Below are 26,242 nucleotides of genomic sequence, written 5' to 3'. Positions count from 1 at the left end.
AGTCCGCATGTTGAGGGAAATGTTCGATTACATTGTCAGTCAGTCTCAAGAGTTTACAATTGCATTGAGTCAGCATTTGCAGATTACATTCATTGCGCTGGCCATTTCGATTGTCCTAGGCCTGGTGTTAGGCATCTTGAGTTCACGGGTGAGATGGTTACGAGACCCTTTGCTCACCATCAGTAAAATTGGTCGTACCATCCCAAGTTTGGCAATTTTGGCGCTTGCCTTACCATTGTTGGGAATTGGTACGCCACCCACCTTAGTTGCATTGGGATTCATTGGTACCTTACCTGTGTTGCTCAACACAACCGTTGGCATTGAACAAGTTAACCCAGATACCAAAGAAGCGGCCTATGGCATGGGGATGAGAGATCTCCACATTTTACTAAAACTTGAGCTGCCGATTGCGTTGCCCATCATTATGGCAGGTGTGAGAACCGCAGCTGTGGTGGTCGTAGCGAGTGCTACCCTGGCAGCATTTATTGGCGGTGGCGGTTTAGGAGATTTGATTTTGCGGGGACATGCCCTGAATAAAGATCACATTATGTTAGCAGGGGCATTGCCTGCGACCTTATTAGCGTTCTACTTTGAGGAGGCCTTTGGTCGCCTAGAGACTTGGGCCACACCTCAGGGCTTAAGGGATATAGCCAAAACCCCCACTGGATTTACGAGTGTTTTATTAGCTGTTGTTGTGATGCCACTGATCTTTGGAGTTTTGCTACCCTGGGAATTATCTATTGATGTTTCTGGCAATCCTATTGTGCTAACGGGTCTCCACCCTGAGTATCGAGCCATTGGTCTACCCGTTTTGCTTTTGAGTTTAACTGCAACATTGTTTCCTCGACGAAAGCCGCAGGATCATTCTTTTCTGACCTCGTTTATCCTTGCCGGAACAGCACTTGCTGGGTTGATATGGCTGTTGATCGGGATCTTAACCACTATTGAACAACTTCAAATCGGATTGGGAATGTTTCTCTTAGCGACGTTGAGCATTGCGGTGATCACTGGATTTGAATGTATCCTTAACTATCGCAATTATCAGTCCAGAACTAAACAACTCCGAGGGATGGCTTCATCGCCATAAATCCTGATGTTTGTTGACCCTTGTATTTTCGCTATGTTTTTGATTAATTGTTTATCTTGTAGCTTGCCAGGAGAGTACTGATGTTTAGACGACGTATCTTTTTAGGTATTTTATTAGGCCTCTCCATCGGAGGTGTGACCGCTTGTAATAGTAGTAATCCAGACGCACCAAAAATTCGCATAGGTTCAAAAGAATTTACCGAACAATACATTCTCGGCAATCTCTACGAAATCCTGTTAGATGAGTCAGGATTTAATGCAGACTACCGATCTATAGGAGGAACCAGTGAAAACCATCAGGCTATTGTCAGCGGAGATCTTGATATCTATCCAGAATATACAGGTACCGCTCTACTAGTTCACCTCAGTATGGGGTTTGACTCAAGCATGGGAGCAGATGAAGTCTACAATACAGTTAAAGACACCTATGCCGAACAATTCAATCTAGCTGTCCTTGACCCAACAAGCTTTAATAATACCTATGTCTTCCTTATGCCCAAGCCACGGGCGAGTGAATTGGGTATTCAAACTGTGAGTGACCTGTCGAGTAAAGCCAATGATTTGACACTTGGCACCATCCAGGAATTTACTGCCCGAGAGGACGGACTACCTGGGTTGAAAAATACCTACGGTGGATTCAATTTTAGAGATGTTGTTGCCCTTGATCCAGGGTTACTTTATTCCGGCATTGAAGAAGGAGAAATTGATGTAACTGCTGGATTTGGCACAGATGGACAAATTGTCGCCTATGATTTACTGGCCTTAGAAGACGACAAAAACTTCTGGCCACCTTATCCGGCGGCTCCCATTGTAAGACAAGAAATTCTCAATGAATATCCCGAAATTGCAGATATCCTCAATCAGCTCTCTGCCTTACTAGACGCTGATACAATGCGAACCCTCAATTGGCAGGTGGCCGGTAATGGGCGAGAATCTGATGAAGTAGCCCGTGAATTTTTAGAACAAAATGGACTAATTGGAGAATAACAATAATCTGTTCTTACTTTGAGCTGATGGGAGTATTGGTGACCTTACCGGTGCATACAACCCTGTCGCGTCGTCAAAAGATCGTAGCGATTGAGTTACCAACGCAACCCACGACTGGAGGACGTCATGTGGTGGTAGACATTACGGGCATTAAAGTCTATGGAGACGGGGAATGGAAAACCCGTCTCCATGGCGTCAGTAAACGTCGCACTTGGCTCAAACTCCATTTGGGTGTCATGAGCAAATGGGAGAGATTCTGGCAGCCGTGGTGACCTCGAACGCCGTGATATGTGAGGCTGCGAGCAGCAGGCTAAGCAGGCATGGCCCTGGGGGCTCTCATTGTGAAGGTGCGACCCATGAAGGACAGTTCAGCATCAGTTTCCATGGTTTCGATAGTCTGAGCAGCGCTTCTCTGATGCTATGGCCCAGTGAGGTGTAGCGTTGGGCAATGGTTCTAGGGACGCTTTAAAGCACAACAGCACCCAGAACGATCTACCTGAGGAACTCTTCTGCATTAAACGAGGCTTTCTAGAGTTGTTCTAAGAAGGACTATCTTCACTAAAAACAATACTCTCTAGCGCAAGTAAGAAGAAATATCAGTGACCTGTTTGGGTGCTATTTGTAGTCTGTCAAACGATGATATAGAAATATCGATTGTTGACCTCCTTTGTTGTGGTTATAAGCTTTTCAGCTCATGTATTTAGCATATTCCTTGAGGGGTTCAATGTCTCTTCTCTGACATAAAGGTTAATGTTGTAATCTTTTGTGACTGGTCAGTGGGATAGGTCTCTAGGATGTTGTGGTTGATGACACTGCAAGTGGTGATCTGATCTGTTTAGAATTCAGATAATTCAATTTTGGGTTAAGAGTCGATGCGCTGGCCAAGACCGCAAATTGCCAGCCAAGGGGCAGACCCGTTGCCTAAATTGCGGAATGCGACGGGCAAGCTGAAGTATTTTCGATCATTGCCGTACCCTATTGTGCTGAGCCAGGCGACCCGGTTTGAGGCGTGGAATGCAAGACATGGATGCAGGATGTGGATGATGTGGGTGGTCCGGTGGCGGCGGTGGATAGTCGTGATTTTGATCCGAGGTTGATGGAGTGGTAGGGGTGAGGTGGTATAGCTGTAGTTTTATGCAGCTATACCACTGTATAAAGCCTTGGGTGGTTAGGTGGAAAGTGTCTACCTAATAATCCCCAAATCGGTATGTTAGGCTGACAGGTGTCTACCTAATCTTCTTATCAGGGGTATTAGACTGAAGTATTTCTACCTAATCTACTAAATCGGAGAATTAGGCAGAAAGTTTCTCCCTAATCAATTGTTATGTGGAAAATAATAAAGAAGACATCTATGTTTAATAAATTAGAAGAAATAAACTCGCGCCCTATGCCTTTTCAGTTCTATACGGCGGAAGATTTATGGACTGATGAGTATACATCAAAGAAAATGCTTGAATATCATTTGAACGAGGCTGTTGACCTTTCATCCCGAAATAAAGATTTTATAGCCCGATCTGCAAAGTGGATAGTGTCTCATTTTGACATCCATTCAAATACAAGTATTGCTGATTTTGGGTGTGGGCCAGGGTTGTATACCACTCTGTTTGCTGAAAATAATGCTGATGTTACCGGGATCGACTTTTCCGAAAGGTCTATTCGATATTCAAGAAAGATCGCTGACCAAAGAGGATTGAATATTACATACTGTCAACAAAACTACTTGGAGTTTGAGACTGAGAAACGATTTGATCTCATTACGATGATTTTTTGTGACTATTGTGCGTTAAGCCCATCGCAGAGAAAAACAATACTTGCCAAGTTTCACAATTTTCTAAAGCTTGGTGGATCAGTCCTATTGGACGTTCATTCATTAAATGCGTTCAATAATAGGGATGAGGTTGTAACATACGAATATAACCAACTCGATCATTTTTGGTCTTCTGAAAATTATTATGGATTCCTGAACACATTCAAATATGACCAGGAAAAAGTAACACTTGATAAATACACTATAGTTGAAGGGAAGAGAATCCGTGTTGTCTATAACTGGCTGCAATATTTCAGCCAGGATTCATTACGTGAAGAGTTTGAAGAGAATGGATTTGAGGTCGTAGAGTTTTACTCTGATGTTGCAGGCTCGGCTTTTTCCACAAATTCTGTTGATATGGCAGTGGTTGCGAGGAAAGTGGAGAGTACATAACAAGCTAATGAACGCGGATGCCAATTTCGCTGCGCTCCATTTGCACAGGTTATTTGCACCGTTAGCTGGAAGGTGATTGTTTTTCCTTCAAAATAAGAATTGTTGCCCAGAAGATAATTTATAAAGAAACAAGCTCCCACCAAACGGCTCTTCGGGATCTAGTATGCTGATGTAATGTTTGACACATGCACGAGCGATGGTCCTCTACTCACTTTGAAAACAGAACCACCAGTGGTGTTATAGTAAAAGACTGAAATTCAATTAAGCTAACGGCACGTTATTTAGATCATACTTCCGTCCACGCCAGCTTTTAGGTGTGCGAAGTGAGGATAACATAATGCGTAAAACTGCCAGTGGATCGGCCAAAGGCGATAGCCAAAATAACCACTTTCCTTGGGCCTGAGTCAAATCGTAGGAAACCGAAATTGCAAACTGTAAGGCAAATCGAATTGCAATCAGACCGCCATTTAATCCGATAGTTAGCCTTAGCGATAGGCTGGGATTAGTAGCGCCTAACAGTAGGATAGGTAGGCTTAGCCATGGCAACGCCTGCACACTGGTCAAAAACCACAAATCGCTCCAAACCTGACTTTGCGAAGATGCATCCTTGAGATCAAGAGAGCGTCCCCATTCTTTCCAGGTTTCCTCCATCCCCTCATACATGCGAACTTTTAACAACAAAGCTCCATCCCAAAAGCCTACTTTTGCCCCAACGTGAGCAGCGTATCGGGCAAGGGTAACGTCATCACAAAAAGATGTTCTTGCAATGGTGTAACCTCCCAGCTGATCTAGCAGTTCTCGCCGACAAAGAAAGCATTGGCCATTGGCCATGACTCGTTCTGAACAATTATTATTAGCACCTGTAGGACCAAAGCGGTACACCAAAGTCATCAACAGTGCAGGCTGTAACCATATCTCACCAGGGGTCTTCAGAATAAATCGAGGAGATAGAGAGACTAGATCATAACCTTCCTCCTCAGCTGCTGATATCAATGCTGCTACCAAACCAGGTTGGGGTTGGGTATCAGCATCAATACCTAATACCCATTTGCTATGGGGAGAGCTGTGGGTATAGCCATAGTGGAGAGCCCACGGACGTCCTACCCAATTGGGGGGTAAGGGATCATCGGTCAATAAACAAAATCGGAAGTCCTCTGCCTGGGCAGCTTTAACTAAATCACGAGTTCCATCTGTTGAGTGACTGTCCACCACCAAAATTTCACGCACTTCATCAGTTTGATGCCTTAGGCCCTGTAGACAGGGAGTAATCCGTTTAGCTTCGTTAAGCGTTGGTACCACCACACTCACAGCACCTGATTGGTCTGGTGCTGCTGACCGAGGTTGGAGTGGACGACGACGGGTAGGGCCTTTGAACAGCCGTGATAACAATACCATCACGGCTGGTAGCTGAACCGCCAGCAGGATAAGTGAGATAGCACTGAGCCCATCTACCTCCTGCATCAAAGTAGCCACATTTATCACGATTCAGATACCCCAGCCGTATGCATTTCAACGGTTGGTCGTAACCGTATTTGCACCATGACTAAGTCGCTATCGATGGGGGCAGTCAACCAACACATGAAGGCTGGTAACAAACCCAAAATCAGTCCTAGAAACACAGGAGTATAAATGCCGCCTGCTAAGCTCATCAACATGGCAAAGCTAAAGTTGGCCATGTAGATAATCAAGGGTATAGATAGCTCGGAACGAGTCAGCCTATTAACATGCCCATTTTCTCGCCAGAAAGTGGCCGCGATAGACATGAAGATCAACCCAGTGAAAAACCAACCGGCAAAATTCTGATATGGCATACCGAAAAACTCTCCTGGCGTATGCCAATACCAAAATGGCATCGCTGTTTGGCTCATGGCTGGGTCCAACACGAAATCCCAAGACATGAGCAATAACGCCCCTGTCGTTAAGGCTGGTAGTTGCCACAGACCAGACTGGCCTTTCGTCAGGAGGCCACCTCGCGCCAGTAAATAGCAGGAAATGCCTAAATAAAACCAAGACAGAGGAATAGTAAACGGAACTAACCCAGCAATCTTATAGCCCAAACCATTGAGGTAGCTGTAGTCGCCAAATGGCAAACCAGTACTGGTACCCAATAATTCACAAGACAAAGACACACTAATAGCGGGTATCAAAAAAGCGAGCAGTGCCTTAAGCCCAATAGTCCGATAACAATAAAGAGAGGTAGTGACTACTCCCATTAGGATATAGGCCACTCCACCACCTGCTAAACTCCAGCTGTAAAGAGTGGAACCCGCTGGTAAATATTCCAAAATCTCTGGATGAGGCATTACCCAAAGTAACCCTGCTAAACCAAATACCATCGAGAGAACGTGGCCCCAAAGGCACCACTTTTCCACGCGCATTAATAAATTCATACCCGATAAACCTCAAATCAAAGTGCTAGCCATCTAAAAATCTGCTGTGGCCACAGAAATAATGCAAAATAACTTGTTATCCATACGCAAGACTACATCCACACTGGTGAAATAATCTTGAACCCGCCAAAGTATCTGAGAGCAATGAATCAGCGGTAGATGTAACAACTTTGCCGCTCTAATGAGAAAGGTTAAGCTATCAAAACACTATCCATTTGAAAAAGTGCTTTATAAAAGTTCATATTTATAGTTAGACAGTATAGCAAGCTGAGCCCCTGGAGTGAAACATGGAATACATCAATGATGCTGATTGAGAGGCTCACGGCGGTTTCACCTGTCTTTACTACACCCTGGAAATGCTAAGTCAAAATATAAGAAGGGGCTGACAGTGTTTTAATTAGACAGTATCAAGTTCTGGATACCCCTGCTGAATCGAGCTGATAGAAGGGCGTATTTCAATTTGTTCCTACTGTAAAGGTATTCGCAATGACCAGGGCTCTTGGTTAACTGTTGCGAAGTTTATCGAACACTATTCAGATGTCGAGTTTACCCATGGCGTTTGCGATAGTTGTATACAACAGTATTTCCCAGATGTGGCTAAGGTTATACTTTCAGAAACTGCTCCCAAAGCTGATACTTGGGCAGATGCAATATTTGGAGGGAAGTGATGAGAATATCAGGGACCATGCGATCATGATCCCATTCTTAGATTTTTTGTACTCTTTTTGAGCAATCAAAGGAATTACACTCGACTGGTCTCAACATACCCTTGCAAGTTTTCAGGACCGTACTTGCGGAGTAACTGGGTTGCCTCTTGAATGAAAGCAGATGTTCCCTGGGCAATAATGAGATACTTACCCGAATTTAATCGGTTTCGATAAGCGATCTCATCCTTGCTGCTGACGGTCCAACCAGACAAAGTACCTGTAGCAAAAGCACCAAAAGCCCCTGCTGCTGCACCAAAGAGTCCACCTAAAATGTGATTGCCCACATTGCCAAACCAGCTAATGATTTCAATACCAGTTAGCAAGTTGAAGAAATAACCTGCTGCGAATCCAAACAGGATGATCCAGTTTGCAAGCAAATCAATCTGCTTTTTCGCCTCATCATTGGGATTTATCAAGCCAAACTCGTCTGCAGTTTTGTAGCCCCTTCCTAAGATGTCCAGTTGTTCTATAGGCAAGTTGGCTTTCTGTAGAGCTAAATATGCCTTCTCAGCTTGTATCCGTTCTGGTAGTACAGCAACTAAATAGTTTTTCTCGTTTTTATCCATTGGAGTGACTCCGACGATTTTAGACTTTTACTTATTCGACTTTGCAGGGCATATGCGCCATACCAAGCATTGAAGATTCGGAAATAATGATTGGTTGCAATGCTTACAACCAAGGCCGAGACCAATAAAGCAGGCCGGCATTTCTCAGCTACTTGCACTCTTGCATTGAAGAGAAAGGAGTGCTGACGCTGCCATTGCAGCAATACAGAAAGAAAAGAAGTTGTAGACGAGTTCAAATTACCCTACAGAAAGTTCTGTAGGAAGAACCGAAAAAGGTGTTGTTAACATGGTTATCACTTAGAGAACTGTGTAACGTTGTTTGTGACTAACAGTTCAGTCGAGTGCCGTGTATACTCCTCAAAAAAACGTTGACCAACTTGAGCTCTATTCCCAAGCTGTCTGCAACGTTCATCACTAGCGTTAAGTCTAGAAAACTACGGTGGTTGCTAATCACTAGCATCGCTCCCGTGGACGGAATTCTTTCTGCGTGACGAATGTTTACTTGAGTTTCTGTTGTTATCAACAAACTGCGGGATATGTGCAACAGTAAGTCAAAGAACATGGGTCAAACAGATGAATATAACTTTGACTCAGAGCAATTGAGCTACTTTGTAAAGCCTGTTTCATGAAAGCAATCCGCGAAGAAATAAGCTCCCACCAAACCATGTGGCTATGGTGAGGAGCTTGTTTTTTAGAAAATAGGAGAACTTGGCTGAAAGAGGTCAAGTGCTAGGCAGCTACTAGAGCACCTTCGATTGCACCTCTAGCTGCTTTCCATGCTGCTAAGCCACCGGTAAGCTCAGAAACATTGTGGAACCCAACTTCACGGAGTTTAGAAGCCGCTTTAGCAGTCTGCACATCAGAACTTCCATAGATGTAGATGTCACGTTCATACTCAAGAGATGCAGAGGCATTTACCACCAATTCATCCATGGGCATTAGAATTGCCCCGGTAATGTGACTTGAGTTGAAAGCATCTCTACTTCTGACATCAATGATAGTCAGAGCAGGTTCGCCCCAATCAAGACGATCTTTGAGGTCAAAGACAGTGGACTGAGCCTTAAGAGGCCCTGGAATTGAAAAGAGAAATGAAGGGGTGGGCATAACGTTAAACAGCTAAAGATGCTGTAATTAGGAGCGGCATCTACAATGTAACGCAATATAAAGAGAGTGTTAATTTATATTCTAATTAAATTGACCTTTTAGGATGGACTTAATGAATACACCATAAGTAAATATGCTTGTTAATACGATTTTGCAAACCTAAAATGACTGCACCACTGGTGTCACTAGACGACTCTGATATAACGGCTGCAGCTTCTATCCAGCTCCTTAACCCAACACTAAACCACTGACGATGGATACATAGGCATAATTGCTTATCATAAAGTATTTACGCTTGCAAGGTTTGTAACGTAGTGTTAAGTTGTCGATTGTAAAGGTCAACGATCACTGTTGAGGTTGCTATGAACGTCCGTGAACAACTTTCCTTAGAGCAACAATTTGAACTGAAGGCCTTTGAACAGCAAGTTGAGCGGCTCTCCCATGAAGATGCTCAGATATTACTGGTGAAATTGAAAGAATTAATGCTTTTTCAGAATACATCTTTCAGTCAGATCCTTAAAGAAGCTTGGGGTATTGGCTAACCCATTGGTTTTATATTTGGATTTTTTTATAGAGCCAAACCGTCGATATTTTTAGCAGATAACCATGACAACACAACCGTTCAGATTGGAGCAACAGCAGGTGCCTCAGGCCAGCAGTGCTCTGGCGATTATGTTCTTCCTGCTGGGGATGCCAAATTTTTATGTTGCCCTGCAGCACCGATCGCAGCATCAAAGGTCAGCTATGTCGTTTTTGCCAGTAAAGGAGATAGTATTCTTTGGGGTTGCAGCAGGCGGAACCCTCTCCTGGCTAATGTTCTAGTTAGAGTAGAACTACTCATCGGTGTAAGACTTATGCCAATCTGTTGCCTGTTGGTGAATCTGAGCTAAATCCTCTGCAGCCATCTTGTCTAAGTTCTTCAAGATAAAGCCCATACGGCCTTGGGATTGGAGTTTATCTCGATGTCGATCCAGAAAATTCCAATAGAAAAAGTTGAACGGACAAGCATCTTTACCGATACGAGCCTTGGCATTGTACCGGCATGATTTGCAGTAATTACTCATCCGATTAATATAATTGGCCGAGGCCGCATAGGGTTTAGAGGCCAAGAGTCCGCCATCAGCAAATAATCCCATCCCTAGGACATTGGTTTGCATGACCCAATCATAGGCATCAATAAACGCAGCGTGAAACCAGCTTTCTACAGCTTGAGGAGACAGCCCTGTAATCAGGGCAAAATTGCTCAATATCATAAGCCTTTGGATATGGTGGGCATAGCCGGTGCGCTGCACTTGGGAGAGAGTTTGATGCAGACAATTCATCTCGGTTTCACCAGTCCAGAAAAACTCTGGTAGTGGTCGAGTGTGGTTAAACCAATTACGATTGGAGTACTCGATAACGTCATCGGCTACATAGCCATACAGCCCATGCATATACTCTCGCCATCCAAGAATTTGGCGAATAAGTCCTTCCACACTGTTGAGAGGCAGCGCACGTTCGTAGTGAGCTTGCTCTACTGCCTGAATCACCTCCATCGGTTGAATCAGGCCCAGGTTTAAATAGGGAGATAGTAAAGCGTGCCACAGGGTATCCTGCCCTGTCACCATGGCATCCTGATAGGGGCCAAAGGTTGCTAAGCGCTGCTCAATAAAGTTCTCCAATACCTGTAAGGCTTGCTGACGAGTGACTGCCCATCGAAATGGTTCCAAATCTCCATAGGAGGAGAAATTTTGGCTCCTGACATGCTCAATGACGGTCTTAGTCACTGCATCTGGTTCGAACCAAAGAGGTTCTGGCGGATTGAGATCCCCTTTGGGTGGTTTGCGGTTGGCTTTGTCATAATTCCACTGTCCCCCAACTGGAGTCTTGCCCGCCATGAGAACCTGGAAACGTCGTCGCCCTTCTCGGTAGAACGTTTCCATTAGTAAGGTTTTTCGACCCGTTGCCCACGCTTTAAATTCCGCTTCCGTCCAGAGGAAATGATTATTTGGAACAAATGTCAGTTTGAAGGGTAAGTCTAAAGCTTGGATTTGGCTGGCAAAGGGACGGTCATTCGGAGTCATGATCAACAGTTCGGTCACCTGATTGGCCTTTCCCCACTGCCTCAAGGACATTTCAAAGTTGTCAGCTATTTCGTAGGTTACAGGCCACCCCGCCTGCTCCAGCTCGGTCATAAAGTGACGCATGGCAGACCAGACTAGGATCAACTTCTGTCGATGATACGGGCGAGAACGAGCAAACTCGGAGGATGCGATCGCAATAACAGGCGTCTGTGCTTTACGATCAGCACAGCGGAGTAGCGCTGACTGCCCAGCCCAAAGTTGATCGCCTAATACCCAAACTCCTACAACCATAGAATCTCCAAAGACTCAGATCACAAAACTGCTTTGAGCCTACGCCCCAAGAGGGAAGTAGATATTGTTTCACATCCTACTAAACCCTTACAATGTTTACAAAAGTCTAGAAAAATAACTACTGTGACATTCATTTTGCGAATGCTCTAGCAGTTTATACACAAGCTATGGAGAGAGACGTATCTAGATAGGTCTTAAGGGAAGTGATTTGTCCACAAATGCCTGAACATATTGCTTGTTTTTAGGCAATTTTGTAGAGATAGCAAAGCATTTCTATAGCTAAACAGAAGTTTCGCGGGCTTTTAGAGGCCATTCAGATTCATGTTGGAGACCAACTGGGAAAATTTCTTAAAAAATTTAGGAGAATGGCAAGGTTCGTTTACCTCAGTTTCACTGGAGGGAGAGATCTTAGACTCGACTCCTTCGATTCTTAACCTGGAAGGGGTCGAAGATAATCAGCTAGTAAAGTTCAGGGTACGTCGATTTGGTTCTGGTGGCTACGGTGAACCTCCCGTTTCAGACTACTCACAGGAGTATCGCTCCCTAGGAAAACAAGTGGTTTTCTTCGAAACGGGAGCCTTCTCTAAAGGGTCACTGCAACTGGCACCCTTCAGTGAATTTGGAGCAGAATACGGTTTTGTGACTCAAAACCGTCGATTGCGTTTTGTCCAACTCTACGATCGTCAAGGAGAGTTGAGCAGTCTTACCCTGATTCGAGAATTTCGCACAGGCACAAATGCTGCTGAACGCTCTCCCCTGACCATTAAACAGTTGGTGGGGCAGTGGCAAGGGACCGCTTTGACGGTTTACTCTGATTGGCAGCCATCTGCGACCTATACAACTCACTTGGACGTGCAAGAAATCAATGGTGGACGTTTGCAACAAACCCTATCGTTTGGCAATCAAGCCATTACATCAACTGCTCAAATAACAGGTAATATCCTGCAATTTGAAGAGAGTCCTACCCCACGAAAGATTTTATTACTCCCTGATGGCACATCTAGTAATACCCCCCTGCACCTCAAACTCCGGCAGTCGTTTTTTGTTGAGTTAGGCTGGCTCGTGACGGACAACGAACGTCAACGCTTGATTCGTAATTACAACGAAAAAGGTGAATGGGTGAGTGCCACCCATGTGACTGAACACAGAGTTAAGTAAGTTTTTTTGAAGTTCAGATATTGTACTTACGGATGATCAATTTAGTTTGGTACCGCAATGATTTACGCTTGCATGACCATGAGCCAATATTTCGCGCACTTCAAGAAGACACTCAGGTTATTCCAGTCTATTGCTTTGATCCACGCCATTTTTCCACGACTTCTTTTGGTTTCCCAAAAACGGGAGCTTTTCGAGGACAGTTTTTGCTTGAAAGCGTAGCCGACTTGCGCCATTCGCTAAAACAGTTGGGCAGTAACTTAATTGTTCGATATGGCTTACCCGAGGACGTGATTCCACAACTTGCCCGGCAGTTCAACATCAAAGCAGTTTTTTGCCATCATGAAGTGACTGCTGAGGAAGTTGCTGTTGAAAAAGCTCTCCAAGATGCACTGCTTACGCTGGGAATTCCATTGAGAACATTCTGGGGGGCAACGTTATACTATCCTGACGATCTACCTTTTGGGATTGATCAACTGCCAGAACTGTTCTCTAAATTCCGTAAGCAAGTTGAGAAAGCTGTGGTGGTTAGGAACGTGTTTCCTACACCTGTCCAGCTACCAAAACTAGCTGAAGTTGACGTGGGGCAGCTCCCTTCACTAGAGACGTTAGGGCTAAGTGCTCCACTACTTGATGATCGAGCTGTTCTCATGTTTAAGGGTGGAGAGAACGCAGGACAATCAAGATTACATGATTACTTCTGGGCTAAGGATTGTCTCAAGGACTATAAGCAAACTCGAAATGGTATGTTGGGAGCTGATTACTCTTCCAAACTTTCGCCATGGCTGGCCTTAGGCTGCCTTTCACCTCGTTGGATCTATGAACAAGTCCAAGCCTATGAAAGTGAACGCGTTCGTAACGACTCCACCTATTGGTTGATATTTGAACTATTATGGCGAGATTTTTTCCGTTTTATCTGTGCAAAACATGGCGATCGCATTTTTTACCGCACTGGATTGCAACGATTAATGATCGCTTGGCAAGAAGACTGGCCAAGATTCCAACGTTGGCAAGCGGGCAAGACAGGCTTTCCATTAGTTGATGCAAACATGCGAGAACTAGCGATTACCGGGTTTATGTCTAATCGAGGCAGACAAAACGTTGCCAGCTTCCTCACAAAAAATTTGGGCATTAACTGGCAGATGGGAGCAGAATGGTTCGAATCTCAATTAATTGACTACGATGTCTGTAGCAATTGGGGAAATTGGAACTACGCTGCAGGTGTTGGCAATGATGCGAGAGGCTTCCGATACTTCAATATACTCAAGCAATCCAGTATGTACGATCCCACTGGCGACTACATCAGACATTGGCTGCCAGAGCTTATGCAAATTCCTGGAGATAAAGTTCATCAGCCAGAAAAACTCACTATGGAGGAGCAGAAAAGGTATCAATGTCAATTAGGTATAGATTACCCGCGCCCAGTTGTTGACTTCTTTAAGTCCATAAAGTCAAATGAGCGACGTTACAATTCTGCATTCACTAGCTAACACACTCCCTGGAACATATGGCACGTCAGCGCTCTAAATCGAATCTTCCCACTAAAGTTTGCCCTGTTTGCAATCGCCCCTTCAGTTGGCGCAAAAAATGGGCCGCCTGTTGGGAAGACGTAAAATATTGCTCAGATCGGTGTCGCCGCCGCCGATCAAACGTCAAGACTGACAAAGAGAGACCAGATTCTGATTCCTAACTTTCCTAACCTACTGACTTGGAAAATTAGGAAATATAAAGAAGCAACAACTAAGATAACAACATTCCCATAGCTGGAGCTGGTTTTCCCAGTTAGTAATGTTATTTATGAACCCTTTTGATTTTGCGAACGGAAGCGTCCACTGTTAAAGCTCCGCCGCTTCAAATGTTTTGTTTTGCGCCCAGTAACCCGTTTTCGCCACATCTTGAAACTGGAATGCTTCATTTCTCGCCGCATCAGCGTAATGACCTGTTTTTCCTTAAGGCCATATTGCAGCTCAATAGCTTCAAAGGGAGTGCGGTCCTCCCAGGCCATTTCGATGACTCGGTTAACAGTATTGGGGTTTAGACCAGAAAGTTTCATCAAAGGGGTTTCTTTAGTGTTGCGTCAAAGCAAGGAACCTGCATTTTACTCAGACTGAGTAGTGCTCAATCTATTCTCCTATACATATTTCTCAGACATTATAGCAGTCGCCACTAAGCACGACTTTATCCAAGTAATCAGGGAGTCTCTCATAAAACCACAGTAATTACATTGACTTTTCCAGCCTTTTAGGTCCTTAGACAATTCTTGTTACCGAACAACAACCTCTGGCAAAGTTGAAATTTTTTCTGATGTTGCTCTAGGGAGAGGACTAATCCAGCGAGATTGCCACAGCCAAGCTCCTAGACCCACTATTCCATTAGACAGACAGGCCGCACCAAAAATACCGGCGATGCCAAATAACTGACTACCCAAATAAGCTAAGGGAATATAAAGAAGCAACAACCGAGATAACGACATTCCCATAGCTGGAGCTGGTTTTCCCAAAGCGTTAGATGCCGAACTAGCCGTCAAAACAATTCCTAGGGCACCATAGCTAATAGGCACAAGTGTCAAATAAATATTAGCACTGGAGATAACGTCAGGGTTACCATCAAACCAAGCAATGACTTGAGATGACGACATTGCCAGTAAGATACTGATGATAACTCCCCAGCCCAGGCAGAAATAGAAGCTGAGTTGGAGCGCTTGCTTCACCCTGTCATATCTCTGAGCACCCCAATTTTGCCCAACAAAAGGACCAATACTGGCTGAAATTGCCAAAGGTACAATTAGCGCCACGGCTTCTATCCGTGATGCTAGCCCAAAACCAGCCACGGCTTCAGCTCCATAACGAGCAATCAAACCTGTGATAACTCCGACAGACAAGGGGGAAATTAGATTAGTTGCGGCTGCAGGCACACCAATAAATAAAAGGCGATACCAACTTTTTGCTAATGTTGCCAAACTTGGCAAGGTAAATAGCAATAAGCGCTCTCGGAAGTGAAGGAAGGCAAGAGAGGCGACGAGAGTACCCGCACGTGAAAGCACTGTTGCCAAGGCAGCCCCTTGAATACCTAAGGCTGGAAACGGACCCCAACCAAATATGAGCAGTGGGTCGGCCACAATGTTAGCAGCTGCAGCAAACGTCATAATCAGGCTAGGAACCATTGTGTTACCGGAAGCACGAATGGCACTATTACCGACCAGGGGAACAACCAGGAAAACCATGCCTAAATACCAAATACCCATGTAGTCGCGAATCATTGGCAGGAGGACAGAGCCAGCTCCCAAAGCTGTAAATAAAGGCGTAATTGTCATCAAGCCAAGAGCAGCAAGAATCCCAACAATAAGGAAAGATAGCAGTAAACTATCCGTAGTCAGGCGCTGTACCGTTTGCCGATTCCCTTTACCGATTTCTCTAGCAATGACAGAGGCCGCCCCTGTGCCTAAGCCCATGGCTACGCTCGCCAAAATAGACACGACTGGAAAGGTAAAACTGATAGCTGCTAGTTCATTTGTACCCAATTGAGCAATAAAGTACGTGTCAGCCAGACTAAACGCTAATACTGCCAAGACACCCCAAACCATGGGAAGTGATAGCTTGAGGAGCTGAAGCGGAACTCGACCTGTTGTGAGAGAAGACTGCATTATTAAGTTGGAGTGTTTGGCAGGATGTGAGCTGTCAAATTGAAGTGACAAGCTCAACAGATGTTGCGGGTGATGAGCAATTATTACGATCTTGGAGGAGAAACTCGCTGTAGTCAGCCAAATCGTCCAAGCCTAAGCAAGTCAATGCTATTTCTGCACTTAACCAGAACAGAATTTTCAAAAGGAATTGCGGCCAATGAATTTGCATGATCTGATGTTGCTAGTGAGCATTGACTTGCTTGTTGGGAAATAAGTAATCGCTTAAGCAGACGGTTAAGCTGTTAAGGGATTAATGCCCATCTTGCCAACGATTAGGCGTAGGACTGCAATCTGTTGGTTAAAGCCCAGGGCTATGAGCTTATTCAGGACTGCCATTGCTGGTGCAGAGAGCTGATAGTCCTGTGGTACCGGAATGACATCTCCGGAGCGCATCCACTCGGCCAACTGATACCAAAATGCCAATTTGTTGTTGCTAGTCAGGCATCCGTAATCGCGAGTTATGGCGTTGTTAGTTCCTACCACCAAATCGCGCATAAACTGTAGCTGCTCTTCATGGGATAGATTAGCCACTTGATAGATTAAATTTCCGGCTAGCTTGATCCGATCTGTTGCACCGGAAGCTGCAGGCGTTACTAAGCCTCCCATGTTTTCATATAGAACCCATAAGAGACCTAGTTGGTCGTCAACAGGTAGTCTTTGGATGGAGGCCACCGCATCGGGCACAGCGGCAAAGATATTAGAGTAAACTGGCTTGTCAGCAGCAATAGTCATGGGGTGGGTTCCTAGAATCTGAAATTCTTTGTGACTTATTGTAACGCAATGTAAATTTACATTGCAATTGTTTGGTTCTGGTCTTGAGTCCTCGAACTGAGTAAATTCAATTGTGTCAACAATGTCATTCCGATGGAGCCAGTTGATGACGCGATCGCCCCGACTTGGTAACGTCATACCTGCCATGCCACCAAGTATGCCAACGCTGTATGACTTAGCTAGCAAGACTGCCTACTGAAGTAGCTAGAGGAGATATTTGACTATCCTGATTGGCTCTGACCCAGCGACGATAATCTTGAACAAGTTGACGTTCTAACCGAGACTTGATGGTCAACAAGATGCCATTGAGAAATGCCTTGCCAGTTGTCTGCAAAACTTGCTCAGGAAACAGTTTGAGAGTAGGCGGTATTTCTACTTGCACCATTAAGTCTGCTTTTCCGATTAGCTCGGTGATTGTTTTCTGACGCTGAGGTTGCAGTTTGCCAGATAATTCTAGATGGAAAGACTGATTCAGGCGTTCTGCACCTCGAATCTCACAATTTAGCGATCGCAACTGAAGTGTCCCATCAGGATTTGTCCAGACTTGCAAGTCAGCAATAGGCTCAAACCGTAACATCATGAATTGCAAGGGGCGAAGCCGCAAGCGAAAGTGAGATGGGGCTAACTGTTGAATTCGGCTAGAATCAGTAATCGCTTGAACCAGACGCTGAGGCTGGCACAGATAGTGCTCAATCGAAGTTGCTTCGTTGGGCACGTTCATCCTAAGCGTTTGGGTTACGTGGAAATGTTGCATGGCAAGACTCCAAATCTATCTAAATGTTGTTCAAGCTACTCATCCAAACATTTTGGATTGAGGTAAATCTTTTCTGATATGAACGTGTTTATGAGCACTTTTCCTCACATTGAGCCTTTATAAGGCTTTTTCGGTGGATTCTTGTTTGGAAAATTGATCCAGCGCAATTCCAATCGACCAAAGGAATAGCAGAAAAGTTGCAAAGGTCATCAAAGGCATCGTAGCGGCCTCAATTTATTACGTTTAGTAAACACTTACATTAGCTATTCTAATTAGCCGTCCTTTGGAAGATAGAGGGTGGAAACCCGTACAAATGTCTATTTCTAATGGCTATACAGATACTTCGGTTATCCGGCTTCTATAATTACGGTTCTCCACGTGGGTCAGAATTTGAGTAGTGTTTATATTACTCAGAGCTATCTAACTGAATCATTTCCCCACATATACTCAATATTCATAGAGTTGTTCTGACAATTCTCTTTTGTGATGACAAGAATAGAACTCTCTACTAAAGAGACCATAATGATTCTGAGACCCTTTGGATATGAGGTATACCTCCGATCTGTTGTTATCCAAAGATCTCGGGTTTTGGTCTAAGTTATAGAGTCTTCTATCTGGGCGTGGGCCTCTCTGCATCCTTTAGCCGGAGCACATTCAGTGATCCCTGTTGAGTGTATACAATCGCTTTCATGCAAACGGCTCCAAGCTTACAAAGTTATGACAACTTTTCCTCGGGCATGCCCTGTTTCTAAATATCTGATGGCGTCTGCAACTTCGCTCAAAGGGTAAACTCTATCGATAACAGGTACAATCTTGTCGGCTGCAAGCAGTTCTGTCAAAAACTCCAGGTCACTCTGGTTTGCTTTGGTAATATCCGTGTTGCGCATTGTCTGCCCTCCAGTCTTTGATTTCCCTGGTTGCAGCATCAATTGCAACATCAAAGTTGGAGCATAGGCATTTAAGAGATAGGTGCCATTAGGGCTCACTATACGCTTAATATCTGAAATCGAACGATTGCCGACATTATCTAAAATCAGATCATACAGCTGCCCGGTTTGGGTGAAATCTTCACGGGTGTAGTCAATGACCTGGTTTGCTCTAAGCGATCGCACCGTGTCCAGATTCTGTGTGCTACATACACCAGTCACAACTGCTCCAAAAAACTTGGCAATCTGTATGGCAAACGTGCCCACACCACCCGATGCACCATTGATCAAAACCTTTTGCCCTGACTGGATCTGCCCTTGATCGCGCAAACACTGCAAAGCGGTAAGGCCTGCAACCGGGACGGCAGCTACTTGCTCAAACGATAGTTTGGCCGGTTTTAGCACTAATTTATCTTCAGTAACACACCCATACTCAGCAAAACCTCCCCTAGAGATCTCTCCGTACACCTGATCACCCACCTTAAACTGCTTAACGTTTGGGCCAACTGCTTCAACTAGCCCGGCAATATCTGCTCCGAGCATCCTATTTTTGGGGTTTGGTTTTAGCAACCCAGAGATGAAACGAATAATAAATGGTGAGGCTCTCATAAAATGCCAATCCAATGGATTTGCGGCTGCCGCATGGATTTTAACCAGGACTTCGTCGTCTTTGGGAGCCGGTTTTTGGACCTCTTTTAACTGTAGAACATCTGGCGGGCCATACTTGGTATATACGATCGCTTTCATGGGATTTCTCCAAATTTACATTTTCTCAGCTATCACTAGCATTTCAAAGTCTTCAGTGGTTAACTGAACACCCCTTGAGAAAGCACCCAGATTGGCTCCAAAAATAGCAATTTTTTGAAAAGTGAGTGTCTTTAAAGGCGAGTGTCTTTAAAAGCCATGTAATCTCTGATCAGACCGAGCCTCCCGCTTAAGGCTAGAAAAAGAACTTGAAGAACTTGTGAAGCAGTCAGAGATTTGAAGTATTAAGAACAACTATCCTCATAGGTTCGTCATGGCTTTTGCTTACGCTAATGATGGTTTCAAGCTCTATTTCATGACTGGGCACGCATGCCAGAAAGTGCAAAATATCCAGCGTTGCAATAAGGTCTCTCTGACAGTTGATCGCGAGTGTGAAGACTGGGAGCAAATCAAGGGACTTTCCATGGGGGGCATGGCCGCAGTTTTATCTGAGTAACACCTGATATCAGCCGATAAGGTATTTTGCGAGTATAAGCTTCATAACTTTAGTCATGGGAATCAAATGTAATTATATTTGGCTGTAGCGATCGCACCATCCAGGCATCGACATTTTGCTCTGGGATTGGATAGGGGGCCTCAAAGCCAAGGGCACCGATGGGCTTAAACCCAAATCGTGAACAACACCCATTTGACCTAACCGGACTCCCTGGGCGGCTGCTCAAAAGATGTTTTATGGTTTAAATCCTGGTTTAAATTTAGACCAGACGCTGCAACAAGTCAGTGTTTCGTCTATCCCTGCCCATTATTTCTGGGTTGGATAGAGATTTTTATACCCCCCAAGGATCACCATGAAAAAGGAATCATGCCAGCTTTAAAGTTTTAGGGATGGCTTGAGTTAAGTATTTTTGAGGAAGATGATAAGGCCCCGTCGGTCGATATATAGTTTTAGTAGCGAACAATCGATCTACTAAGCTTTTTCATTTTTTCTGATATAAATCTACATCTTAATGGAAACCCCTAAGAGTTAGCTTTAGTGCTTTTAGGATGATGTTTTGGTGTCTCTAAGTGCAGTTTAGATAAGTTTAAAGCCTAAAACCTAGCACAAGCAGATCTTTGATATTTTCTTCAGGTCGCTGACAAGTGTGCGCTTGAAAAAATAGTTATAGGAGATGTTTAGATGGCTAGAAAAGTTCTTATCTTGGCAGCAAATCCCACTGGTACTTCGCCTACCAGACTGGAAGAAGAAGTGCGGGAGATTGATGAGGGTCTGCGGCGATCTAAACATCATAACCAGTTTGAACTTTTTCAGCGATGGGCCGTACGTCCACGAGACATTCAGCAAGCAATGTTAGACGTCGAGCCGCAAATTGTTCATTTTTGTGGATATGGCGTAGAAGACCAGGGACTTATTTTTGAGGATACAGTCGGACAGGCAAAGCTAGTCAGTGGTGAAGCGTTAGCTGCCTTATGTAATCTATTCTCTGAAAAGTTGGAGTGTGTTGTTCTCAATGGTTGCTACTCAGAGATACAGGCTGAGGAAATTGCTAAACATGTCCTCTATGTGATTGGCATGGAGCAAGCTATTAGTGATACAGCTGCCATCGAATTTGCTGTCGGTTTCTATGGCGCTTTAGGTGCCGATCGTTCAGTTGAATTTGCTTACAAGTCAGGCTGTACTGCTATTCAGCTAGTAGGGGTGCCAGAACATTTAACGCCTGTCCTTCATCAGGGGAGGAAGTCGCTTTTAGCTCCCTCTAACATAACTGAAAATTCTGGCTCAGAAAGCTCGGAAGCTCACTACGAGTCTCTTATAAAAGCGATTACTGCTGGTCGAGTAGTTCCTTTTCTAGGATCGGATATTAATTTGTGCGATCGCTCCATTCAAGGCGATGGCGAATTTGAACCCTGGAGACCTCAATGCCCCTACCCACCATCAGGTAAAGAACTCGCTGCCTATCTGGCCAAAACCTTTCCGCCTCAGCCAGAAAAAGTTATTCGTCTGCTGGCTCATCAAGACTCAGAGATCAATGCTGATGAATTACCGACAGAATATCCTCTGATTAATGAGGTCATTCATGAGCATGCAATTTTAATCTATCCCGACAGTGAAGGTAAAGGACGTTTGCATGTAGGCGGAGGACTGCTCCAATATTTATCTCAATATGCATATTTGACGAAAGAGGGTGAGCTGTATGACCGACTGCAATGCCTTGAACTAGGTTGCCAGCCAAACCAATTACATCGGTTCTTTGCCAGGCTGCCAGCTATCATGCGAGATAAGGGATATTATCCCCCCTATCCACTCATCGTGACCACCAACTATGACCGGGCATTAGAACAAGCATTTGAAGATGCTAATGAGCCGTTTGATTTAGTATTTTATTCCAACACTATTGATGCCCAAGAGCGAGATAAATTTGTACATCAGCCACCCGATGGTCCCCCTCAAGAAATTCAAGAGCCCAATAAATATAAAGGTCTCTCATTTGATGAAAGACCCGTAATACTCAAACTTTATGGCACTGCAGATCAAATTAGTGAAGGGGAAAGTTTAGTCATTACTGAAGAGCATTATATCGAATATCTGGTTTCTAGAGATCTCTCTAGTTTACTACCCGCTAAAATACTTGGAAAACTACGTACTAAAAGAACAAACGTATTATTTTTAGGGTATCTCTTGGGTAACTGGAATCAGCGGATTATCTTACACCGGATTTGGCAAAATTTGGGACTAAAAAAAGAGATGCCTGGTGGGCGGTCCAGGCAAGCCCAAGACCCTTAGCTCAGAAGCTTTGGCAGAGTTACAACATCGTTGTACATGATTGGCCTCTAAAAGACTACATTGCTGAGCTAGACCGGAGGGTAAAGAATATCCCTGCTAAAAGGAGACAGGATTTATGAGTGGAGCCAGCAACCGCATATCTAACACAGATCTATCTTCCCTTCCCTATAAAGGATTAGCCCATTACTCTGAAACCGATGCCCCCTTCTTCTTTGGTCGTGCGAGTGAGTGGGAAGTTGTCGCTGATAATTTGATGGCGACCAGACTAACGTTGCTCTACGGTGCTAGTGGTGTAGGCAAGAGTTCTCTGCTACGGGCAGGTGTTGCTTATCATCTCCAACAAGATGCAAGAAAGAATTTGGTAGAGTTTGGTGCACCTGAATTTGCCGTAGTTGTATTTAATGCCTGGCAAGATAACCCATTAGGAGCGTTAACTCAGCATATAGAAAAAGAAATTAAAAGTCTGCTCAATGGAAAAACCTTTGAAGCATTATCACCATCATTAAGATTTAATCAAATGCTAGAAAGTTGGGCAGAACGTCTCAACGAAAATGAGGGTGGCGGTGAGTTATTTATCATTCTCGATCAGTTTGAAGAGTATTTTTTATATCACCCTAATGAAAAAGGAAAGGGCACATTTGCTGAGGAGTTTCCTCGGGCCATTAATCGTCCTGATCTCTCCGTTAATTTTCTAATTTCTATCCGTGAAGATGCGTTAGCAAAGCTAGATCGATTTAAGGTAAGTATCCCCAATATATTCAGTAATTACTTGCGTATTGACCATCTCGATGCCAAGTCAGCCTATGATGCGATTTCCAAACCGATTGAAGTCTATAATCGTCAATCACCTGGTAAAACAACAGTTACTCTTGAAGATAGCTTAGTCAAGGTTGTCGTTGATCAAGTTAGTCAGTTCTTTGGCAGTAGTGATGGTCGTGGTATTTCTAAGGAATCTAGAGTGGAGTTGGAGAAGCAGATTGAAGCTCCTTATTTGCAACTAGTAATGGAATACCTTTGGAAGAAGGAAATAGAAAATAAGCGTTCAAATTCTTTAAAACTGCAAACGTTGTTTGATATGGGGGGAGCTGAAAAAATTGTCAGTGACCATCTCAGCCGACAGATGGACTTGTTACGGCAAGAGGAAGGTGAAGCGTCGTTGGTGGTTATAGCAAGGATTTTTCAATACCTGGTAACGCCTTCTGGAAGTAAGATTGCTTATCCTTTAAAAGATTTAATCGGAATTACAGAATGGCCTGAAACTCGACTAAGAAGATTACTAGAGAAACTAACAAGTGGAAAACAACGCCTTCTTCGAACTACCAGCAAATCATCTGATGCATATTCTGAGCGTTATGAAATTTTTCATGATGTTCTAGCTCAGCCAATTTTAGACTGGCGCAAGCAATACTTACTAGATGAAGAAAAATATCTCCGTAACCTTGCGATTAAAGAAGGTCTGCCAGCTCAGTCGATACGTCAGATCAAATCTATGCAGGATGAGAAAGCTGCTTTATTGGTTCGCCAAGCTTATTGCTTTTATAAGCGAGAGCGCAACAAAGTTCTTTATCAAATTGATGAAGCGTTACGAGAAATACTCTCCATTTCATATTTCAGTAACATTCTGCGAAGCCATGAGAAAGGTGTGTTTGGCTTTGCTGCCCTTGCCTTTAATCCCAAAAATCCTCAAATGCTAGCTTCAGCTGATTATAACGGTATTATTCGGCTGTGGGATCTTCATCGTTCACCGACCGTTCATCCACCTCAGATTTTGCAAAATCAGCAGCACGATGTTCACACGCTCGCGTTTAGTCCAGATGGTAAGATTTTAGCGGCTAGTGGTGCTGATTGTACGATCCATTTATGGTCAACTATAGACCAATCTAATTTGTCATCTCGAATTTTGGGTCACCATGATCAAAATATTACGTCAGTAGCCTTTAACTGGGATGGAACAATATTAGCGTCCGGTAGTGATGACGGCAAAATCAAACTCTGGAATTTAGACAATCAATCAGAAGATGAACCTGTAGCCGTTCTCAGGGGCCATCAAGCGGCTGTTAAAGCTGTTGCGTTTAGTCCAGATAGACAGAGTGGCTATTTGCTTGCTTCCGGTAGCAAAGATAAACTAGTCAATCTCTGGGATATTCGTGACAATACATGCCTTAAAGTCCTAATACGTCATGCTGATGTAGTGCGTTCAGTAGCTTTTAGCCCAGATGGACAATGGTTAGCTTCAGGAGGAGAGGACAAGAATATTGTTCTTTGGGATCTAAGGGATCTTAAACAGGTAGGAGAACTCGAAACATTACTTGCTCATAAAGACAGTGTGCATTCGGTGGCTTTTAGTCAAGATGGACAGTGGTTAGCCTCAGGTAGTGAAGATCAGACCATATGCTTATGGGAACTGGCGGCTGTCAATCAAAAAGCTAGCCGCTTAAAAGAAAGACTTAAAGGTCACAGTTATGGTGTTAGTGCAGTGGCCTTTAGTCCTGACAATCAACTATTAGCCTCTAGTAGCTGGGATAAAACCATTAGACTCTGGCATTTATATCCATCTGAGGAAATTTCTCGGATTATAGGAAAACATACAGATAATATTGTATCAGTCGCCGTCAGTCCAGATGGCCATTGGTTAGCTTCAGGTAGTTGGGATAAGACAGTGAGACTATACGATCTGAGTAACCCAAACGTACAACCTAGAGTCATTGGAGAACATGATGACAAGGTCTTTGTAGTTGCTTTTGATCAAACCAGTCAAATGCTGGCATCAGGTAGTAAAGATCAAACCATAAAACTCTGGAGAGATTTTCAAAACCCTGTACAACAACCTGAAATTCTTAGAGGCCATCTTGACGTGGTCAGTTCTGTTGCGTTTAGTTCAGACGGTCGATGGTTAGCCTCTGGTAGTTGGTCAAAAGATGGCACCGTACGACTATGGGATCTGTTAAATTCTGATGCTACTGGTCAAACCATTGACACAATTTTGTGGAAGCATGAAGAGATGGAAACCCATGCATCAGAAAGTGTGACATCAGTCGCATTTAGTCAGGATGGACAAATGCTGGCTTCGGCTAGCTATGATAAAACTATTAAACTATTAGATCTACGTAAAACTGGCGGGCTGTCCTGGGATTCACTATATGAACAACCCAATGTTGCTCCTATAGTGCTAAAGGGTCATAGTGCTCGGGTTTGGTCAATAGCGTTTAGTCCAAATAGCCAGACGCTCGCTTCAGGGAGTGATGATCGAACGATTAGATTATGGGATCTGAGCCAAACCGAGGTACATCCTACACTCCTAAAAGAGCTTGAAGAACATAATTTTTGGGTGAGCTCAGTGGTTTTTAGCCCAGATGGTAAAAGACTGGTCTCTGGTAGTTATGACAAAACCATCAGGATGTGGAACCTCCGCCACTTAGATGAAGATCCCATTGTTTTGAGAGGGCATGAACAAAGTGTCACCTCAGTTGCGTTCTATCCCGACAGTAAGACACTGATTTCAGGAAGCTACGACAATACTGTTCGCCATTGGATCATCGACACAGATCAACTTGCCGATATGGTCTGTGAGAAGGTGCAGCGTAACTTGACCCAGAAGGAATGGCAATGGTTTATGGGGCCTGATATTCCCTATGAGCAGACCTGCTCCAACCTGCCTCCTGGCGAAGGTACTTTGGCAGAGAGGGTACGCGTACAAGAAGTCAGTGAATTGGAGCGTGAATTTCGAGTCAAACTAGCTCAGCTATTTTCGGGTCAGAAATATGTTTTGCAAGTAATTGCGGAAAGGGATGCTGACCAGAAAGATACGGCTGAGGAAGATATTTCTACACCGTTGAATAAGCCTAAGGGTGATGAAGGAACTTATTATCGTCTAGAAACACTACGCCTGCTAGGTTTTCTTAAAATGACCGATCCGGGACAAGGGCCTGGCTCGATTAGATATGGCTTGTCTTCAAAATATCGAGAATATCTCAATAAAATAAAGGAGCATTAGATAATTCCAAACATGGTAGCTGACAAATTAGTTTGCACCTCTAGCTCTGATTCGGATCAGGTGGGTGCGACAGCTTGCT

Annotated in this window: 21 protein-coding genes and 2 pseudogenes; 12 read left to right on the top strand and 11 right to left on the bottom strand. The window is 44.2% G+C overall.

The annotated features are described in order from the left end of the window. The first annotated feature begins 7 nt into the window (after nucleotides 1-7). From U2F10_RS33905 to U2F10_RS33890, 4 genes and pseudogenes are all read left to right on the top strand, one after another. Nucleotides 8-1,087, top strand: a complete 1,080-nt coding sequence (locus U2F10_RS33905; RefSeq protein ID WP_499874608.1) for an ABC transporter permease — start codon at nucleotides 8-10, stop codon at nucleotides 1,085-1,087. An 80-nt stretch (nucleotides 1,088-1,167) separates the two neighbouring features. Next, nucleotides 1,168-2,073, top strand: coding sequence for a glycine betaine ABC transporter substrate-binding protein (locus U2F10_RS33900; protein WP_163669209.1), 906 nt, complete (start codon nucleotides 1,168-1,170; stop codon nucleotides 2,071-2,073). A gap of 11 nt (nucleotides 2,074-2,084) precedes the next feature. Then, nucleotides 2,085-2,359, top strand: a pseudogene (locus U2F10_RS33895) (transposase); the annotation flags it as partial. Nucleotides 2,360-3,424: 1,065 nt separating this feature from the next. Beyond that, on the top strand, nucleotides 3,425-4,273 hold the full coding sequence (locus tag U2F10_RS33890) for a class I SAM-dependent methyltransferase (RefSeq protein ID WP_499874606.1): 849 nt from the start codon (nucleotides 3,425-3,427) through the stop codon (nucleotides 4,271-4,273). A 261-nt stretch (nucleotides 4,274-4,534) separates the two neighbouring features. Here the strand turns inward: U2F10_RS33890 and cruG are convergent, their stop codons facing one another. The 4 genes from cruG to U2F10_RS33870 form a co-directional block, all read right to left on the bottom strand. Then, nucleotides 4,535-5,734 (bottom strand): 2'-O-glycosyltransferase CruG, encoded by a 1,200-nt coding sequence (gene cruG / locus U2F10_RS33885; protein ID WP_163703051.1) that lies wholly within the window; start codon nucleotides 5,732-5,734, stop codon nucleotides 4,535-4,537. 17 nt (nucleotides 5,735-5,751) lie between these two features. Then, nucleotides 5,752-6,663, bottom strand: a complete 912-nt coding sequence (gene cruF, locus U2F10_RS33880) for a gamma-carotene 1'-hydroxylase CruF (protein WP_163703052.1) — start codon at nucleotides 6,661-6,663, stop codon at nucleotides 5,752-5,754. 742 nt (nucleotides 6,664-7,405) lie between these two features. Beyond that, nucleotides 7,406-7,936, bottom strand: coding sequence for a hypothetical protein (locus U2F10_RS33875; protein ID WP_499874604.1), 531 nt, complete (start codon nucleotides 7,934-7,936; stop codon nucleotides 7,406-7,408). Nucleotides 7,937-8,665: 729 nt separating this feature from the next. Further along, complete coding sequence (locus U2F10_RS33870; protein WP_163703054.1) at nucleotides 8,666-9,040, bottom strand: rhodanese-like domain-containing protein; 375 nt, start codon at nucleotides 9,038-9,040, stop codon at nucleotides 8,666-8,668. Nucleotides 9,041-9,402: 362 nt separating this feature from the next. Between U2F10_RS33870 and U2F10_RS33865 the strand changes: the two genes are divergently transcribed. Further along, the gene (locus U2F10_RS33865; protein ID WP_499061421.1) at nucleotides 9,403-9,582 is read left to right on the top strand and encodes an NblA/ycf18 family protein; all 180 of its coding nucleotides are present in this window, start codon (nucleotides 9,403-9,405) and stop codon (nucleotides 9,580-9,582) included. A 64-nt stretch (nucleotides 9,583-9,646) separates the two neighbouring features. Beyond that, nucleotides 9,647-9,862, top strand: coding sequence for a hypothetical protein (locus U2F10_RS33860; RefSeq protein WP_499874602.1), 216 nt, complete (start codon nucleotides 9,647-9,649; stop codon nucleotides 9,860-9,862). 11 nt (nucleotides 9,863-9,873) lie between these two features. On the opposite strand, the gene U2F10_RS33855 is transcribed toward U2F10_RS33860, so the two are convergent. Further along, complete coding sequence (locus U2F10_RS33855; RefSeq protein WP_499874601.1) at nucleotides 9,874-11,394, bottom strand: cryptochrome/photolyase family protein; 1,521 nt, start codon at nucleotides 11,392-11,394, stop codon at nucleotides 9,874-9,876. 321 nt (nucleotides 11,395-11,715) lie between these two features. On the opposite strand from U2F10_RS33855, the gene U2F10_RS33850 reads away from it, so the two are divergent. Genes U2F10_RS33850 through U2F10_RS33840 form a run of 3 tightly spaced genes read left to right on the top strand, consistent with a single transcriptional unit; the run spans nucleotide 11,716 to nucleotide 14,239 of the window. Next, the gene (locus U2F10_RS33850) at nucleotides 11,716-12,552 is read left to right on the top strand and encodes a DUF3598 family protein (RefSeq protein WP_499874599.1); all 837 of its coding nucleotides are present in this window, start codon (nucleotides 11,716-11,718) and stop codon (nucleotides 12,550-12,552) included. Between the two features lie 32 nt (nucleotides 12,553-12,584). Next, on the top strand, nucleotides 12,585-14,039 hold the full coding sequence (locus U2F10_RS33845) for a DASH family cryptochrome (RefSeq protein ID WP_499874598.1): 1,455 nt from the start codon (nucleotides 12,585-12,587) through the stop codon (nucleotides 14,037-14,039). A gap of 17 nt (nucleotides 14,040-14,056) precedes the next feature. Next, nucleotides 14,057-14,239, top strand: coding sequence for a DUF2256 domain-containing protein (locus tag U2F10_RS33840; RefSeq protein WP_163669231.1), 183 nt, complete (start codon nucleotides 14,057-14,059; stop codon nucleotides 14,237-14,239). Nucleotides 14,240-14,344: 105 nt separating this feature from the next. Here U2F10_RS33840 and U2F10_RS33835 read toward each other — a convergent pair whose 3' ends face one another. The 6 genes and pseudogenes from U2F10_RS33835 to U2F10_RS33810 all read right to left on the bottom strand — a co-directional run. After that, complete coding sequence (locus U2F10_RS33835; RefSeq protein WP_163669233.1) at nucleotides 14,345-14,602, bottom strand: TIGR03643 family protein; 258 nt, start codon at nucleotides 14,600-14,602, stop codon at nucleotides 14,345-14,347. Nucleotides 14,603-14,812: 210 nt separating this feature from the next. After that, entirely contained in the window at nucleotides 14,813-16,192 is a 1,380-nt protein-coding gene (locus U2F10_RS33830) for an MATE family efflux transporter (protein ID WP_163697611.1), read from the bottom strand. 273 nt (nucleotides 16,193-16,465) lie between these two features. Continuing rightward, entirely contained in the window at nucleotides 16,466-16,963 is a 498-nt protein-coding gene (locus U2F10_RS33825) for an orange carotenoid protein N-terminal domain-containing protein (RefSeq protein WP_163697608.1), read from the bottom strand. Nucleotides 16,964-17,177: 214 nt separating this feature from the next. Then, on the bottom strand, nucleotides 17,178-17,756 hold the full coding sequence (locus tag U2F10_RS33820) for a DUF1997 domain-containing protein (RefSeq protein WP_163697607.1): 579 nt from the start codon (nucleotides 17,754-17,756) through the stop codon (nucleotides 17,178-17,180). A 707-nt stretch (nucleotides 17,757-18,463) separates the two neighbouring features. Next, nucleotides 18,464-19,429: an NAD(P)-dependent alcohol dehydrogenase gene (locus U2F10_RS33815; RefSeq protein ID WP_499874596.1), complete on the bottom strand. Its 966-nt coding sequence runs from the start codon at nucleotides 19,427-19,429 to the stop codon at nucleotides 18,464-18,466. A gap of 15 nt (nucleotides 19,430-19,444) precedes the next feature. Next, a pseudogene (locus U2F10_RS33810) lies at nucleotides 19,445-19,564 on the bottom strand (class I SAM-dependent methyltransferase); the annotation flags it as partial. A gap of 136 nt (nucleotides 19,565-19,700) precedes the next feature. On the opposite strand from U2F10_RS33810, the gene U2F10_RS33805 reads away from it, so the two are divergent. From U2F10_RS33805 to U2F10_RS33795, 3 genes are all read left to right on the top strand, one after another. Then, entirely contained in the window at nucleotides 19,701-19,883 is a 183-nt protein-coding gene (locus U2F10_RS33805) for a pyridoxamine 5'-phosphate oxidase family protein (protein WP_499874595.1), read from the top strand. A 681-nt stretch (nucleotides 19,884-20,564) separates the two neighbouring features. Then, the gene (locus U2F10_RS33800; protein WP_499874593.1) at nucleotides 20,565-22,169 is read left to right on the top strand and encodes an SIR2 family protein; all 1,605 of its coding nucleotides are present in this window, start codon (nucleotides 20,565-20,567) and stop codon (nucleotides 22,167-22,169) included. A 115-nt stretch (nucleotides 22,170-22,284) separates the two neighbouring features. Then, on the top strand, nucleotides 22,285-26,163 hold the full coding sequence (locus U2F10_RS33795) for an nSTAND1 domain-containing NTPase (protein ID WP_499874591.1): 3,879 nt from the start codon (nucleotides 22,285-22,287) through the stop codon (nucleotides 26,161-26,163). The last annotated feature ends 79 nt before the right edge of the window (nucleotides 26,164-26,242 follow it).

Origin of the sequence: Leptothoe sp. EHU-05/26/07-4 (genome assembly GCF_043421015.1) — a bacterium.
Classification (GTDB): domain Bacteria; phylum Cyanobacteriota; class Cyanobacteriia; order Phormidesmidales; family Phormidesmidaceae; genus Leptothoe; species Leptothoe turfae.
This window is presented reverse-complemented; position numbering and strand designations above follow the sequence as displayed.